Raw genomic sequence first — 15,189 nt, 5'->3', positions numbered from 1 at the left:
GGTCGAAGGGTGGTTTCAGTCGACGAAATGGGTCTGTTCGGTCACGAGCGGGCCGAGCGACATCGAGCCCTTGAGGTCGAAGCCCCAGTTGAGCTTCTCCCGGCGCGCCCAGACCTGCCCGGTCTCGGTGATCGGGATGACGCAGACATTGCCGATGATCAGCTTCTGCGCCTCCTGCCAGAGCGCGATCTGCTTCTTGGGGTCGGTCTCGCCGCGGGCCGCCTCGATCTGCTTGTCGGCGACGCTGCAGTGGCTGAAATTCACGACTTGGCCGGGTTGGCCGATGGCGCTGTTCGAATGATAGAACTGCGTCAGGTAGTTGTCGGCGATCGGGAAGCGTGCGGCGCCGTACATCACGAGCGGGCTCAGGTCCTTGCGGATCATCTGGTGCCAGGTGGCATGCTCGACCGGCTGGAGATTGAGCGTAATCCCGGCTTCGGCGACCTGACCCTGGATGATCTGCGAGGTTGATTCCAGGCTCGGCAACTGGCTGGCGAGCATGGTTACGGTCAGGCCGTTGGGGAAGCCGGCTTCGGCCAAGAGCTTCTTGGCCTTGGCCGGGTCCGGGGGCAGCACGCCTGCATTCTCGTCGAAGCCGAGATTGTTGGAGGGAATCGCCGACTTGCCGGCGCGGGTGAAGCGCGGGCCGCGATACTGGGCGATCTTGCCCGCATCGATGGCGTGGGCGAGGGCCTGACGCACCTTGATGTTGTCGAAGGGCGGCTTGGTGACGTTGATGCTCAACGTCGTCAGCTCGGCCGGGTCGAAGCTGTCGACGACCACGCCGGGATTGGCTAGCGTGCGCTGCAGCCAGCGCTGGTCGGCAAGGCCGGTCGCGGCATCGACCTCGCCGGCGACGAAGGCGAGGTCGCGCGCCGCGTTGTTGTTGAGGAAGCGGTAGGTGATCTTGGTGAGCTTGGGCTTGCCGCGGAAATAGGAGTCGTTCGCCTTGAAGGTCACGGCCTGGCCGGGGGTGATCGCATCGAGCGCGAACGGCCCGAAGCCGACCGGCGCGCGCCGGAAGCCCTCGCCGCGTTCCTCGAAGGCTTTCTTGGAGATGATGAAGCCGCCGGCATAGTTGGTGAGCAGGCCGAGCAGGCTCGGCACGCGGGTCGACAGGGTGATGCGGACCGTCCCGGAATCGACCGCCTCGACCTTCTGGAAGGCGGCATAGTCGCTGGCGAAGGCCGAGCGCTTGGGATCGCGCGCCTTGTCGAGGCTGAACACGACATCCTCGGCGGTGACATCGCCATAGCCGTGTTGCCATTTCACGCCGGGGCGCAGCTTGAAGGTCCAGACCATGCGGTCGTCGCTCGCCTGCCAGCTCTCGGCGAGATCGGCCTCGATCGTGGCCGGGTCGGTCGAGCCGGGGGCGAAGCGGACGAGCCCGCCGAAGATCCAGGCCGAGAGGATGCGGTCCGAGGTGCTGCTGGCGTAATGAGGGTCTAGCGTGCCGACATCGACGGCGGCGGCGCCTAAGGTCAATTCGGTCTTCGCGGCGAAGGCCGGCATGGATGCCAGCAGGCCGAAGCCGAGGACGCCGGCGAGAAGTCCGGCCTTGGTCGAAGCTGTACTTTTCATTGTTAGCCTTCCCCTGTTGAAACCAGTCGCAGCCGCGCCGGCTGCGTGCCGAGCGCGGCGAAAAGTGGCCGGAAGCCGTCGCTCGTCAGTCCGTCGAGCGCGGCCAGGATCGTGTCCTGCCAGTCGGGCGCGACGCTCGCCGCGCCGATGCGCCGGAATTTCTCGGTGACCTCAGCGCGATTCATCGGATTGGCGACGTCGCCGAGCGGGTAGGGCACCGTCAGGCTGCGCGGGCCTTCGCCCTGGTCGATGATGACGCGGCAGGGCGTGCTCTTCGGGAAGGCGGCAGCGAAATCGTCATGCGCGGACAGTTCGATCCGGCTGGCGAGCTCGAGCACCTGCGGATCGTGGAGATGCGCGGGGTCGACCGGCTGCAAGGCGGCCGCGCCATGGATCGCCGCCAGCGCGCAACTGAAATAATAGCTGTACTGGCCGCCTTCGAGCGTCTGCGGCGCGCGTTCGTTGGCGAGGCCGAGCCCGCGCGGGAACGTCTCTATGCGCAGGGAGAGGATCGGCTTGCCGGGCTGGCGCAGCGCCAGGATCGCATCGACCGCGGCATGCATGTAGCGGCAGCAGGCATAGGGCTTGAGGTAGCAGTCCTGCAGCCACCAGCGTTCGCCGAGACCGCCGGTCAGCACGCTGCGGGTGAAGCGGTCATCGCGGTCGAGCAGGTCGCGCGGGCCGGTGGCGCCGGCGCGGGCCCGGTAGGCGCCGGTCAGGCCGGCGACGACGGCCGGCGGGATGACCTCCTTCACGGTGCTCCCCTGGTATTTCGACGAGCCCATGGGGAAGCTGATCGGCCCCTCGGCCCCGGCGATCGCCATGGCATGGGCGAGGGCCGGCGCGTCGAGCCCGAGCAGGCGGCCGGCCGTGGCGGCGACGCCGTAATTCACCCAGCGGCCACTGCTATAGGTCTCGATGGTCGGTGTCGGCCGCGCTGCCGCGACCCGGAGCGCGACGTCGTAGCCGAGCGCGATCGCATCGAAGATGCTCTCATCCGACGCATCGAGCGCCTGCCCGACGGCGAAGGCGGCCGGGATGATTCCGGCGCCGGCATGGCCGGCTGCGCCGCGATGGCCGTCATCGATATCGAGCGCGCTCGCCGCCGCCGCATTCGCCATGGCGGCGCCGGCGACACTGAGCTTGGTGCCGGTCAGCCAGATACCAGCCGGACCTGAACCGTAAAGTTGCTGGGCTGCGGCGCGGGCGGCCGTGGCCAGCCGCGAATCCAGTCCAGCCGCCGTGGCTCCGATCAGGTCCGCGACCAGGAGCGAGGCGCTTTCCCGTGCCTCTGCCGGCAAGGCGCCCTCAGGGTGGTCGGCGACGAAGGCGGCGAGTTCCTCGATGGCGTGCATGGTTCGCGTTCCGGCTCCTGAATGACTAGCTCGCCCGGCGGATGAAATGGCCGTCGGCCATCATCTCCCAGCTCGGCGGCGGCGGGCGGTAGCCGAGGGGTTTCATAGGGCTGCGCGGTGGCGTGGCGTCGACGCGCTGCGGCGGGCGGCCGCCGCGCTGGTCGGGATGGGTGATCGGGATCGCCGAGAGGAGGCGCTGCGTATAGCCGTGGCCGGGCCGGCCGATGACGTCGTCGCGCGCGCCGATCTCGACGATCTCGCCGAAATACATCACCGCGACGCGGTCGCAGATGCGCTCGACCGCCGCCATGTCATGGCTGATGAAGAGATAGGAGACCTCGAATTCCTTCTGCAGGTCGATCATCAGGTCGATGATCTGCGCCTTGATCGCCACGTCGAGCGCCGAGACCGCCTCGTCGGCGATGATCAACTTGGGCGACATCGCGAGCGCGCGCGCGATGCAGATGCGCTGGCGCTGCCCGCCCGAGAACTCGTGCGGCAGGCTGGTGGCCCGCGCCGGATCGAGCCCGACGCGCTCCAGCAGCCACTCCATTTTGGAGCGCGCCTCCTTGCCGGAAGCGATGCCATGGACCTGCATCGGTTCGATGATCGCCGAGCCGATGCTCTGGCGGGTATCGAGCGAGCCGAACGGATCCTGGAAGATCATCTGCACGTCGCGGCGCAAGCCGGCGAGGCTGCGCGGGTCGGCATAGTCGATCCGGCGGCCGGCGACGGTGATCTCGCCGGAATGACGCGGGGCCAAATCGATGATCGCCTTGCCGATGGTCGACTTGCCCGAGCCCGACTCGCCGACGAGGCCGAGCGTCTCCCCCTTGCCGATGGCGAAGGAGACCTGCTCGACAGCATGGACCTCGCCCTTCAGCCGGCCGAACAGGCCGCCACGCGAGGGGAAGCGGACGGAGAGATCGCGCACCTCCAGCACGGCTGTGTCGCCGCGGAAGGAGAGCGGCACGCCCTCGACGCCGCGCGCGGCGATGGCTCCGCCCGCGAGCTTGCCGACGAGGCTCGGTGCCGCCGCGATCAGGCTGCGCGTATAGGCGTCGCGCGGGTTGGAGAAGACTTCGTGGACCGTGCCCTGCTCGATCGCGCGGCCGCGGCGCATGACGAGGACATGGTCGGCGATCTCGGCGACGACGCCCATGTCATGGGTGATGAACAGGATCGCCGTGCCGGTCTCGCGCTGGAGTTCCTTGAGCAGCGCCAGCGTCTGCGCCTGCACGGTGACGTCGAGCGCGGTTGTCGGCTCGTCGGCAATGATCAGCGCCGGGTTGCAGGCCAGTGCCATCGCGATCATCACCCGCTGGCGCATGCCGCCGGAGAAGGTGTGCGGGTAGTTGTCGATGCGCTCTTCGGGGTCGGGGATGCGCACCTTGCGTAACATCTCCAGCACGGCCTCGCGCAATTCAGCGCCCCTGAGGCCGCGATGGATGCGGATCGCCTCGCCGATCTGGTCGCCGATGCGCTGGACCGGGTTCAGCGAGGTCATCGGCTCCTGGAAGATCATGCTGACCTGGCCGCCGCGCACGCCGCGCATCTCGGACTCGCCGAGCGTCAGCAATTCACGGTCGCCGAGCCTGACCGATCCGCTCGCGCGTCCGATCCGCTCGGGCAGCAGACCCATGATCGCGAGCGAGGTCACGCTCTTGCCCGAGCCGGATTCGCCGACCACGGCGAGGGTCTCGCCGGCGGCGATCTCGAAGCCGAGATCATGCACGACGGTGGTGGAACCGAAGGCGATCGTCAGGCCGCTGACCGACAGGACCGGCTTGCCGTCCCTCATCTGGCCGCTCGTGTTCTTGCCGACCATCACGATGCGTCCTTCAGGCGGGGGTCGATCGCGTCGCGCAAGCCGTCGCCGATCAGGTTGAAGGCCAGCACGAGGATCAGGATCGCGAGGCTGGGGAAGAGCGCGAGATGGAACGAGCTCAGGATGTTCTCGAAGCCCTCGCGCACCATGCCGCCCCAGGTCGGCGTGGGCGGCGCGAGGCCGAGCCCGATGAAGGCGAGCGAAGCTTCGGTGCGTACCGCCGTCGCCATCCAGAGCGAGGTCATCACCATCACCTCCGGCAGGATCGCGGGTAGGATATGGCGGAACAGGATGCGCCCGCCAGAGAAGCCCATGGCGCGGCAGGCCTGGACATACTCGCGGTCGCGCTGGGCGATGACCGCGGCGCGCGCGATCCGGGCGAAGGCGGGCGTCGCCGTGAAGGCGATGGCGATGACGATATTCGTCATCGTCGCACCCATCAGGGCGACCAGCGCGAGCCCGAGGATCAGCGAGGGAAAGGCGAGGATGACGTCCATCACCTGCATCAGCAGGATGTCGGTGCGCCCGCCGCGATAGCCCGCGGTCATGCCGATCAGCGACCCGATCACCAGCGCCGTCAGGATTGCGAAGAGGCCGATGGTCAGGGAGTAGCGCGCGCCGAAGAGCAGCCTCGACCAGATGTCGCGGCCGAACTGGTCGGCGCCGAGCAGGTAGCCGCCGCCGGGCGGGGCGAGCTGGTCCATGATGCTCTGCTTCGCTGGCGGATGCGTCGCGAGATAGGGCGCGAAGATCGCGGCGAGCACAAGCAGCACGACGATGGCGACGCCGATCCAGGTCGTGAGGTTGAGCCGGGCCAGCACGCCGCGGAAGGCGCTTTGGCGAGCGAGGGGGCGAGCGGTTTCCGAGGTGGTCTCGCTCATTTGTACTGCACCCTCGGATCGAGAAAGCCGTAGGTCAGGTCGGTCAGCAGGTTCACGATGACGACCATCAGCGTGTAGACGACGATCATCCCCTGCAGCAGCGTGTAATCGCGCTGGCTGAGCGCGGTCAGGATCAGCTTGCCGAGGCCGGGGCGCGAGAACACGATCTCGGTCAGCACCGAGTTGCCGATCAGGATGCCCAGATAGAGGCCGATGACCGTGGTGATCGGGATCAGGCAGTTGCCGAGCGCATGCGACCAGATCACCGCCGAGGCAGAGGCGCCCTTGGCCCGCGCCGTGCGCACGAAATCCTGGCTGAGCACCTCCAGCATCGCCGAGCGCGTCACGCGGGTGATGTAGGCCATCATGATCAGCGCGAGCGCGAGTGTCGGCAGCGCCATCTGCCGGAGGCGCTCGGTCAACGTATCGGCGCCGCCCGCGCTGATCACCGGGAACCAGCGGAACTGGATGGCGAAAACCATCAGCAGGATGATCGCGGCAACGAAGGCCGGCAGCGAAAGGCCGAGCAGCGAGAGCAGGCGCAGTACGTAATCGGGGAGCCGGTTGCGCCGCACCGCGGCCCAGACGCCGGCGGGAATCCCGAGCGCGGCGCCCAGGAGCAGCGCGGCGATGGTCAGTTCCAGCGTATAGGGCAGGACGGCGAGGATTTCCTCCGTCACCGGCCGGCCGGAGATCATCGAGGTGCCGAGATCGCCGCGGAACGCTTGGAGCAGGAAGCGCCCGTACTGGACGGGCAGCGACTGGTCGAGACCGAGCCGCTGGCGCAGCGCGAGGACGCTGGCGGGGCTCGCCTGATCGCCCAGGATCACCAGCACGGGATCGCCGGGCAGGATCCGCACGATCAGGAAGACCAGCGTCAGGACGCTGAACAATGTGACGACGGCGAAGCCCAGACGCCTCGCCAGGAATGACACCATCCGGTTCGCCCCCGCATTATCCGGCCAGCGATGGGGCTGGCGCGGCTGCCTGTTGGCGGCCGGATGGCGAGGCGCTCCTAGACGTCTCGACGATCCGGCAGCACCTCCAGCGAAAAGGACAAACCGGCCCTTGTCAACAAATTCCTGTATTCGGTATGATAAGGTATAATTTGTTCTGATAATCGGAATTATTGCCGTGGCGAAGCCCCTGAGTTCCTCGTCGAATGCCGAGCGAGCGCTGGATATCGTCCTGGCGCTCGGCGAGGTCGGGCCGGAGGGATTGAGCCTGGCGGAGATTGCCGAGCGCATGGGCTGCGCGAAATCGGTGGCGCATCGCAGCCTCGTCGCCCTCTTGCAGAAGGGCTTCGCCGAGCCGACGGGGCGCTATGGTCATTACCGCCTCGGCTCGGCCGTGCCGATGCTGGCACGGCGGCAGGAGCGGCTCGAGCCGCAGGTCCAGAAAGTGCGTCCCGGCATGACCGAGTTCGCCCGCCTGACCGGCTTCACCGTCTACCTGATCGTGCAGTCCGGGGTCGACGCGGTCTGTGCCGAGATGATCAGCCGCTCGACGCGGCGCCAGTTCTCGATGGGCGTGGGCTATCGCGTGCCGATGGGCGTCGGTGCCGGCAGCCTCGCCCTGATGTCGCTTTTGCCGGAGGCAGCGATCCAGCAAATCATTACAGCCAATGCCGAGCGCTACCTGAAGCACCCCTCGGGGCGCCATGTCGATGGCGACGTCATCCTCGGGCAGGTCACCGATGCGCAGCGCCGCGGCTATGCGCTCAACATGGGATATTACTTCCCGGGGCAGGGGGGCATCGGCCTGCCCCGGCCGAGCCAGGCCCCGCACGACGTCAATATGGCCGTCTCCTTCAACGCGCCGCTGGAAATGATGACCGACGACTGGGTCGAGAGTCAGATCGCGCTCTTGCGCGAATGCCTGGCTTGAGGCCGTTGAGAGTAGGCTGGGTTCAGCCTTTCCTGGCGATCGGCTCCCTGACCGGCGCGTCCGGCCGGCAGCGGCCATCGCTGCAGACGATCACGATCGTCTTGTGGGAGGAGCCGAGGCAATTGGCGCGATAGGCGACGAGGCCGCGCTGCTGCAGGATGGTTTCGATCTTCGGTTCGATACAGCCCTGTTCGAGCAGGACCCTTTGCAGATCGCCATCGGAGGCCAGGGCAGCCGAAGCAGCCATCAGCGCCGCCAGGATGATCGTAACGGCGCGAGGGAGGCGGACATGCTGAACGCGCCCGCCTCCTTCGGTCGTCGTCACTTGGCAGGCTGGAGTTTGGTCACCGTGAGCTGGCCGTTGACGCGGTCGGCGTCGAACTTGACCTTGGTGCCGGCCTTCAGCCCCTCGAGCATGGCCGGGTCGCCAGCCCGAAACACCATCGTCATGGCGTCCATGTCGAGATTCTTGATCGCGCCGTGATTGATGGTGAGCTTGCCCTGGGCCTCGTCGACCTTTGTGACGGTGCCGCTGACCGATTGGGCGGCGGCCGGCAGCGCAGCGAGCAGGAAGGCGAGGGCGGCGACGGTTTTCAGCATGGGATGTTCCTTTCGCTGACAGCGTTCACTTGACGATGATCTTGCCGGTCATGCCGGCTTCGCGGTGGCCGGGGATGAGGCAGGAGAAGTCGAACTCGCCTGCCTTGGTGAAGGCCCAGACGATCTCGCCGGTCTTCTTCGGCGCGAGGCGCTTGGCGTTCGGATCGTCATGTTCCATGTCGGGGTTCTTCTGCATCGCGACTGCATGCTTGAGGTTCTCCTCCAGCGTCGCGACGACGAGTTCGTGGTCGAGTTCGCCATTGTTACGGAGCTGGAAGCGGATCTGCTCGCCGCGACGAACCTCGACCCGGTCAGGGATGAAGGACATCTTGCCGTCCCGCTCGGCCATCACGACCTGGACGATGCGGGCGGGCTTCTTCGGGTCGCCGGCCTTGCCATAGGCGGTCTCGTCGCCATGGCCGTGCCCGGCACCGCCGGGGCCGGCGAAGGCCGCGCCGGCCGAGAGGGTGATCGCGATCGCGGCGAGCTTGAATGCTGCTATGCCCATGAGGCTCTCCTGGCTGGGATGGCGTGTCAGTGGTTGGAATGCGGCTTCTTGGTCGCGGGGCGCGGCTTGCCGTCCGGCCCGAGGCTCGGCTTGCGCGGGTCCTTGGCGCGCCATTCCGCGGCCTGGACGCCACTCTCGGGCGGGGTCGCGCGCGGGGCTTGCCCGAGCTTCGTGCCCTTGAGTTCGTAGGCGACGGTGCCTTCCGGATGCTTGAACCAGCCGGGGTCCTTGTAGTCCCCCTTCGCCAGGCCTTCACGGACCTTCACCACCGAGAACATGCCGCCCATCTCGATCGGGCCGAATTGACCGAATCCCGTCATCATCGGCAGGGTGTTCTCAGGCAGAGGCATCTCCATCGAACCCATCTCGCCCATGCCGTTCGAGCCCATCGGCATGTAGCCCGGCGCGATCCTGGCGATGCGCTTGGCGAGGTCCTTCTTGCTGACGCCGATATAGTTCTTCACCGAATGCCCCATGGCATTCATGGTGTGGTGCGACTTGTGGCAGTGGATCGCCCAGTCGCCCGGTTCGTCGGCGACGAAATCGAAGGCGCGCATCTGGCCGACGGCGACATCGACCGAGACCTCGTCCCAGGCCGCAGCCGGATCGACCCAGCCGCCATCGGTGCAGGAGACCTTGAACTCGTAGCCGTGCATATGGACCGGGTGGTTGGTCATGGTCAGGTTGCCGAAGCGGATCCGGACCTTGTCGTTCTTGCCGACGACCAAGGGATCGATGCCCGGGAACACGCGGCTGTTCCAGCACCACATGTTGAACTCGGTCATCTCGGCGACCCGCGGCACATAGGAGCCGGGCTCGATGTCGAAGGCATTGAGCAGGAAGACGAAATCGCGGTCGACGCGGCGGAAGGCCGGGTCCTTCGGATGAACGACGAAGAAGCCCATCATGCCCATCGCCATCTGGACCATCTCGTCCGAATGCGGGTGGTACATGAAGGTGCCGGAGCGCCTGAGCACGAACTCGTAGACGAAGGTCTTGCCCGAGGGGATATGCGGCTGCGTCAGCCCGCCGACGCCGTCCATGCCGTTGGGCAGACGCTGGCCGTGCCAATGCACCGCCGTGCTCTCGGGCAGTTTGTTGGTGACGTAGATGCGGACCTTGTCGCCCTCGACCGCCTCGATCGTCGGCCCCGGCGACTGGCCGTTATAGCCCCAGAGATAGGCTTTCATGCCGGGCGCGAGCTCGCGCACCACCGGCTCGGCAACGAGATGGAACTCCTTCCAGTCGCCGTTCATGCGCCATGGTAGGGACCAGCCGTTCAGCGTCGCGACCGGCTGGTAATCCGGCCCGGTGGTCGGCACGAGCGGCGCCTGCGTCGCAGCCTCCGCCATGGTCGGAGCCTCCGGCACGGCGGCGAAGGCTGTGCGGCCCGAGACCGCTGCGGCGCCGGCCAGGACCAGCCCGGACGAGCCGATGAAGCCTCTGCGGGAAAGGGATGTCATGTCCGTCGACTCCTTCAGTGGCCTGCGGCGCCGGCATCGCCGCCGCCGGCCGCCGCCACGGTGGCCGCGCCACCCGCGCTGCCGCCGCCAATCAGCGCGTGCTTGAAATCGGTATGGGCGATCCAGAAATCGCGGCGGGCATTGATCGCGGCGATGTTCGAGAGGATGCGGCTGCGGGCATCCGCGATCAGGTCCGTCACGTCGTTGAGCATGCCGCTGTACTGCAGCAGCGACTGCTCCTGGATGATCCTGCGCAGCGGCAGGACATTGGTCTGGTACTGGCGCGTGATGTCGTAATTGGCGCGATAGGCGGTGTAGGCCTCGCGCGCTTCGGAGCGGATATTGACCGCCTTCTCGGCCAGCTTGTTGGCGGCCTGCATGTAGGTCTGCTCGGCGAGCGCGACCTTGGACTGGCCGAAATCGTAGATCGGGATGTCGATCTCGAGTTCCAGCGTCCGGCTGCGGCTGCTCTCGCGCTCGACATGGCCGTGGTCGTTGATGCTGCGGCTGCGGTCGTAGGTGCTTCGGCCGAGCAGGTCGATGTCGTTGACGAAGCGCGTCGCCTGGGTGAGCCCCAGCGACTTCGCGAGCGTGTCGAGCTCGGCCCGCGCGATCCGGAGATCGACGCGCTTGCGCAAGGCCTCGGCCTCGATCGCCTTTACCGATTGCAGGCGCGGCAAGGGCGGCAGGCTGCTGACCCGGAAATTGAGGTCGTCGCCCCAGAGGCCGAGCTGGCGGACGAGACGCTCGCGTTCCTGGCGCTGCTGCTGGCGGGCCTGGGCGAGCTGCACTGTGAGTTCGGCCTCGAAGGCGAATTCGCGGGCCTGGTCGATCTTGTTGACGCCGCCGGATTCGCCTAGCCGCTTGAGCAGTTCGGACGCCGCATCGGCGGAGCTTTTCGCCTCCTGATAGGAGGCGACCTGGGCGTTGGCAGCGGCGGCGCGATAGTACTGGCGGCGCGTGTCGGCCGCGAGCTTCAGCACCGCCTCGGCCGTCCGCATCTGCGCGGTCTGGAAGCGGTCGCGCGCGATCTCGGCCCGTGCCGGCAAGGTCGCGAGCGCCAGCAGGCTGCCGATGATCTGGCGCTCGATCTCGATCTCGAAGCGGCCGGAGAGCTTGGAGATGCCGAAGCGCGGATTGGGCGGTAGGCTCGCCGCGACCATCTGCGCCTCGGCCATGCCCAGCTCGTTGAAGGCGGCCTGCAAACCGCGATTGTTGAGCAGCGCGACCTGCACGGCCGCATCCGCCGTCAACGGCTTGCGCAGGAGCTGGTCGACGCGCCCCTTGGCGGTGAGAGCGGTCTGGTCGTCACTGATCTTGGCCACGTCCTTGCCGATATCGGCATAGGTCGCGCTCTGGATCGCGCTCATGCCGCCATCGGCGGAGAAGCCCGCGCAGCCGCCCAACAATGCGGTGGCGCCGGCAAGCAGGGTCCAGTGCAGCAGGCGCCGGGCTTTCGGGACAGGAGAATGGGGCAACGCCGGTCCTTGGACAGTGGCGCGAGACGGCGCGGCGACAGGGTGGTTCGGCTGCGTCATGATTTCGGCCCGACCCGGCGGTTGAGTTCGCGCCAGTCCTTGGGCTCGGCCGGGCGGTAGGTGGCCGCGCCGGCCGTCACGCTGCCATAGGTGGCGGCGGGAACGCGGGCATTCGGATCGGCCGGCCGGGCCAGATGGTCTGGAACGGCGGAGACCGAGCAGGCACCGAGTGCCAGGCCGATCGCCCCCAGGAACGGCAGCTTCACCAAGTTCACGACTCACGGCTCCCTTGTTGCGGTGGAGCAGGGGTAGCAACGCCGATCCGCGGGCGTCCGTTACAAATTGTTTCAAAGCGATGCGGGCAGCCGGACCACGGGCGCGCTATGGTCGGTTCTCACAGAGGAGAGCCGGCGCTCGCGCGGCATGGTGATGGCAGGGAACGCGGACCACGAAATTGATCAGGCGTCGGTCGCACCGACCAATGACGATCACGGCCATATCCTGGTGGTGGATGATGATCCGCAGATCAGGCTCCTCGTCGCGCGTTTCCTGCAGCGGCACGGTTACCAGGTGACGGGTGCGTCGGATGGTCGGGCGATGATGGAAGCGCTGATGCATAGCGCCATCGACCTGATCGTACTCGACCTGATGCTGCCCGGCCGCTCCGGCGTCGAGCTCTGCCGCGACCTGCGCACGACCTCGCATGTCCCGATCGTGATGCTGACCGCGCGCAGCGAGGAGAGCGACCGCATCGTCGGTCTCGAAGGCGGGGCGGACGATTATGTCACCAAGCCGTTCAGCCCGCGCGAATTGCTGGCGCGCATCCGGGCCTTGCTGCGCCGGGCGCGGGCGGGGCAGGGCGCGGCCGTCTCGCAGGCGAGCGCGCTCGTCACCTTCGACGGCTGGCGCATGGACCTCAGGCGACGGGAGCTGCAATCGCCGGCCGGGACCTTGATCGACCTCTCGACCGGCGAGTTCGACCTGCTCGTCGCCTTCGTCGAGCATGCCAACCGGGTGCTGTCGCGCGAGGCGCTGATGCAGTTCGCCAAGGCGCGGATGAGCGACGATCCGTTCGACCGGACGATCGACGTCCAGATCAGTCGCCTGCGCCGCAAGCTGGAGGCCGATGCCAGCGGCGGCCAGTTGATCAAGACGGTGCGCGGCGCGGGCTACCTATTCGCTTCGACGGTCGGACATCACGAAGGACAGAGCGCTTGACGAGGCTGCCCGGACGCTTCTGGCCCGATACGGTGGCAAGCCGTGCGATCCTGATCCTGGTCGCGGCACTACTCGCCTTTCACCTGCTCGGCTACTGGGCCTTCCGCGTCGGCGCCGAGAGCTTCGCCTCGGCCGGGCGCGACGGCAGCCTCGCCGAGCGCATCGTCTCGATCAAGCGGGCCATCGCCAGCATTGCCGACGGGGCGGAGCGCGACCGTGTCGCGCACGACCTGTCGAGTGCGAGCCTCGAAGTTCACTGGAGCAAGGTCAGTCTCGTCCTCGGCAATGTACCGGCGACCACGCGGACGCGCGAGATGGAAGCGCGGCTGAAGCAGTTCGCTCCCGATCTCGCTGTCGAGGCCTTCCGAGTCGGACTGGCCGATGACGACGGAACCGCGACCGACCGGCACCTGATGCTGGTTTCGATCCGGCTCGACGATGGGAGCTGGGTCAATTTCTCGTCGTCGACGCTGGGCGCCGCCCAGCATCTCGACTGGAATCTGACCGCGATCATGATCTGCTTCGCCGTCGGCATCGTCGTCGTGGCGCTGCTGCTGCTGCGCTGGGCGACCCGGCCGCTGCGCGATCTCGCGCTCGCCGCCGAGCGCTTCAGTCTCGATCAGGTGCCCCAGCCCCTGCCGGAGGACGGCCCGGCCGAGGTCCGCCGCGCGGCGCGCGCCTTCAACACCATGCGCGAGCGCATCCAGCGCCTCGTCGCCGAGCGCATGCAGGCGATGGCCGCGGTATCGCACGACCTGCGCACGCCGATCACCCGCCTGCGTTTGCGCTCCGAACTGCTCGACGACGACGTGACGCGGCGCCTGATCGATGCCGATCTCGGCGAGATGGAGGAGATGATCGGTTCGACGCTGGAATATCTGCGCGGCGGCGTGTCGAGCGAGGCGGTCCGGCCAATCGATCTCGCTTCCGTCATTGAGACCATCGTCGACGAGCATCTCGACCAGGGGCACAAGGTCAGCCTGTCCGGCCTGAACGCAGCGCCGATCCTCGGCCGCGTCCTGCCGCTGAAGCGGGCCTTCTCGAACGTCATCGGCAATGCCGTGAAATACGGGGGGGCGGCCGCGGTCGGCATCGCCGAGGCCGGTGGCCAGATCGTGGTCACCATCGAGGACGAAGGACCGGGAATAGCACCGGCCGACGGCGAGCGCGTCTTCCTGCCCTTCGTGCGACTGGAGGAATCGCGAGGGCGCGAGACCGGGGGCTCGGGGCTCGGCCTCACCATCGCCCGGGCCGTCGTCGGGTCGCATGAGGGGAGCATCGCGCTGGAGAACCGGGTGGAGGGCGGCCTGCGCGTCACGGTCTCCCTGCCGCGGCTCGATCGCCCGGCGCCGGAAAGAAGTGCTGGCGGGGACGGATGATCCGCTATTGGATCATGCTATCGGCCGGCGATCCGGCACCGACCATCGCGAGAACTCCGATCGATGAAGATCCGGCAGATCGAAATCTTCCGCGCCGTCATGGCCGGCGGTTCCACGACCGCCGGCGCCGTCACGCTCGGCCTGTCCCAATCGGCCGTCAGCCGCCAGCTCACGCAGCTCGAGGAGGAGCTGGGCTTCGAATTGTTCGAGCGCAGCAATGGCCGCCTGCTGCCGCGGCCGGAAGCCTTCGCCCTGATGGACGAGGTCGGCGAGCTGGCCTCGCTGGTCGCGCGGCTGAAGCGCTACACCGAGGACCTGCGGGCGGGAACCGTCGGCCAGCGCTTCCTCAAGGTGGCCGTGCCGCATTCCTTCATCGCGACGGTGATGCCGGAGGTGATCGAGACCTATCTGGCCGAACGCCATGACGCCTCGGTCGAGCTGATCGGAGGCCATTACGACGCGATCGAGCAGATGGTGCTGGCGCGCGTCGCCGATCTCGGCTTCGTCAGCCTGCCGCCGCGCAACAAGGGGTTCGAGGCCCGCGAGATCGTGCGCTCCGAGTCGGTCTGCATCATGCCCGCCGGCCATTCGCTGGCGGAGCGGCCGAACCTGACGCCTCGCGACCTGTCCGGACATCACCTGATCATGCTCGGCCGGCAGCGGCCGGCGCGGCTCGCTTTCGAGCGGCAGTTGCGGCGGGCGGGCGTCTTCCCGATCGTGCGCATCGAGGTGCATTCGGTCGAGGCCACCTGCGGGCTCGTCGCCCGCGGTCTCGGCGTCGCCGTGGTGCCCGAGCTGATCGCCGGGCTTTACCGGCACCTGCCGATCGCGCAGCGCCCGTTCAGCCCCTGCATCCACGGCGCCTACGGCATCGTCACGCTGAAGGGCGCGCCGATGTCGCGCTCGGCGGAAGCCTTCACGGAGATCCTGAAGACCCGGCTGGAGGCGCAGGCCAGCACATAGCCCGATGCGCTTTGCGCATAAGGTTGCGGAGGCTTTCGGGGCCAATCA

At 67.5% G+C, this 15,189-nt stretch carries 15 protein-coding genes; 4 read left to right on the top strand and 11 right to left on the bottom strand.

Translation table 11 applies throughout. The features are described 5' to 3' along the window. Positions 1 to 15: 15 nt before the first annotated feature. From Q9235_RS02460 to Q9235_RS02440, 5 genes are read right to left on the bottom strand one after another with little or no spacing between them, the layout of a single operon-like run. A complete protein-coding gene (locus tag Q9235_RS02460; protein ID WP_306225213.1) occupies positions 16 to 1,581 on the bottom strand; it encodes an ABC transporter substrate-binding protein in 1,566 nt (521 codons plus the stop codon). Between the two features lie 2 nt (positions 1,582 to 1,583). Then, positions 1,584 to 2,936 carry an MmgE/PrpD family protein gene (locus Q9235_RS02455; RefSeq protein WP_306225212.1) on the bottom strand — a complete coding sequence of 451 codons (1,353 nt, stop codon included), beginning with the start codon at positions 2,934 to 2,936 and terminating at the stop codon, positions 1,584 to 1,586. A 25-nt stretch (positions 2,937 to 2,961) separates the two neighbouring features. Then, positions 2,962 to 4,764 (bottom strand): ABC transporter ATP-binding protein, encoded by a 1,803-nt coding sequence (locus Q9235_RS02450; protein ID WP_306225211.1) that lies wholly within the window; start codon positions 4,762 to 4,764, stop codon positions 2,962 to 2,964. Continuing rightward, entirely contained in the window at positions 4,764 to 5,645 is an 882-nt protein-coding gene (locus Q9235_RS02445) for an ABC transporter permease (RefSeq protein ID WP_306225210.1), read from the bottom strand. The genes Q9235_RS02450 and Q9235_RS02445 overlap by 1 nt, the downstream gene beginning before the upstream one ends. Further along, positions 5,642 to 6,583 carry an ABC transporter permease gene (locus Q9235_RS02440; RefSeq protein WP_306225209.1) on the bottom strand — a complete coding sequence of 314 codons (942 nt, stop codon included), beginning with the start codon at positions 6,581 to 6,583 and terminating at the stop codon, positions 5,642 to 5,644. Before Q9235_RS02440 ends, Q9235_RS02445 begins: the two co-directional genes overlap by 4 nt. 196 nt (positions 6,584 to 6,779) lie before the next feature. Between Q9235_RS02440 and Q9235_RS02435 the strand changes: the two genes are divergently transcribed. Continuing rightward, on the top strand, positions 6,780 to 7,532 hold the full coding sequence (locus Q9235_RS02435) for an IclR family transcriptional regulator (RefSeq protein ID WP_306225208.1): 753 nt from the start codon (positions 6,780 to 6,782) through the stop codon (positions 7,530 to 7,532). A gap of 22 nt (positions 7,533 to 7,554) precedes the next feature. Here Q9235_RS02435 and Q9235_RS02430 read toward each other — a convergent pair whose 3' ends face one another. The 6 genes from Q9235_RS02430 to Q9235_RS02405 all read right to left on the bottom strand — a co-directional run bounded on the left by Q9235_RS02430 (position 7,555) and on the right by Q9235_RS02405 (position 11,856). Continuing rightward, positions 7,555 to 7,779 carry a hypothetical protein gene (locus Q9235_RS02430; RefSeq protein ID WP_306225207.1) on the bottom strand — a complete coding sequence of 75 codons (225 nt, stop codon included), beginning with the start codon at positions 7,777 to 7,779 and terminating at the stop codon, positions 7,555 to 7,557. 74 nt (positions 7,780 to 7,853) lie between these two features. Further along, entirely contained in the window at positions 7,854 to 8,132 is a 279-nt protein-coding gene (locus Q9235_RS02425; RefSeq protein WP_306225206.1) for a copper-binding protein, read from the bottom strand. A gap of 25 nt (positions 8,133 to 8,157) precedes the next feature. After that, complete coding sequence (locus Q9235_RS02420; RefSeq protein ID WP_306225205.1) at positions 8,158 to 8,640, bottom strand: cupredoxin domain-containing protein; 483 nt, start codon at positions 8,638 to 8,640, stop codon at positions 8,158 to 8,160. A 26-nt stretch (positions 8,641 to 8,666) separates the two neighbouring features. Next, a complete protein-coding gene (locus Q9235_RS02415) occupies positions 8,667 to 10,103 on the bottom strand; it encodes a multicopper oxidase family protein (protein WP_306225204.1) in 1,437 nt (478 codons plus the stop codon). Between the two features lie 14 nt (positions 10,104 to 10,117). Then, positions 10,118 to 11,581, bottom strand: a complete 1,464-nt coding sequence (locus Q9235_RS02410; protein WP_306225203.1) for a TolC family protein — start codon at positions 11,579 to 11,581, stop codon at positions 10,118 to 10,120. Between the two features lie 56 nt (positions 11,582 to 11,637). Then, positions 11,638 to 11,856: a hypothetical protein gene (locus Q9235_RS02405; RefSeq protein WP_306225202.1), complete on the bottom strand. Its 219-nt coding sequence runs from the start codon at positions 11,854 to 11,856 to the stop codon at positions 11,638 to 11,640. 154 nt (positions 11,857 to 12,010) lie between these two features. Between Q9235_RS02405 and Q9235_RS02400 the strand changes: the two genes are divergently transcribed. From Q9235_RS02400 to Q9235_RS02390, 3 genes are all read left to right on the top strand, one after another. Further along, positions 12,011 to 12,799, top strand: coding sequence for a response regulator (locus tag Q9235_RS02400; protein ID WP_306225201.1), 789 nt, complete (start codon positions 12,011 to 12,013; stop codon positions 12,797 to 12,799). Further along, positions 12,796 to 14,178 (top strand): ATP-binding protein, encoded by a 1,383-nt coding sequence (locus Q9235_RS02395; protein WP_306225200.1) that lies wholly within the window; start codon positions 12,796 to 12,798, stop codon positions 14,176 to 14,178. The genes Q9235_RS02400 and Q9235_RS02395 overlap by 4 nt, the downstream gene beginning before the upstream one ends. A gap of 63 nt (positions 14,179 to 14,241) precedes the next feature. Beyond that, positions 14,242 to 15,141, top strand: coding sequence for a LysR substrate-binding domain-containing protein (locus tag Q9235_RS02390; RefSeq protein ID WP_306225199.1), 900 nt, complete (start codon positions 14,242 to 14,244; stop codon positions 15,139 to 15,141). Positions 15,142 to 15,189: the final 48 nt, after the last annotated feature.

The sequence above is a fragment of the Bosea beijingensis genome (assembly GCF_030758975.1).
GTDB classification, from domain to species: Bacteria; Pseudomonadota; Alphaproteobacteria; order Rhizobiales; family Beijerinckiaceae; genus Allobosea; species Allobosea beijingensis.
The sequence above is the reverse complement of the archived record's forward strand: the minus strand, read 5'-3'. Positions and strand labels throughout refer to the sequence as shown.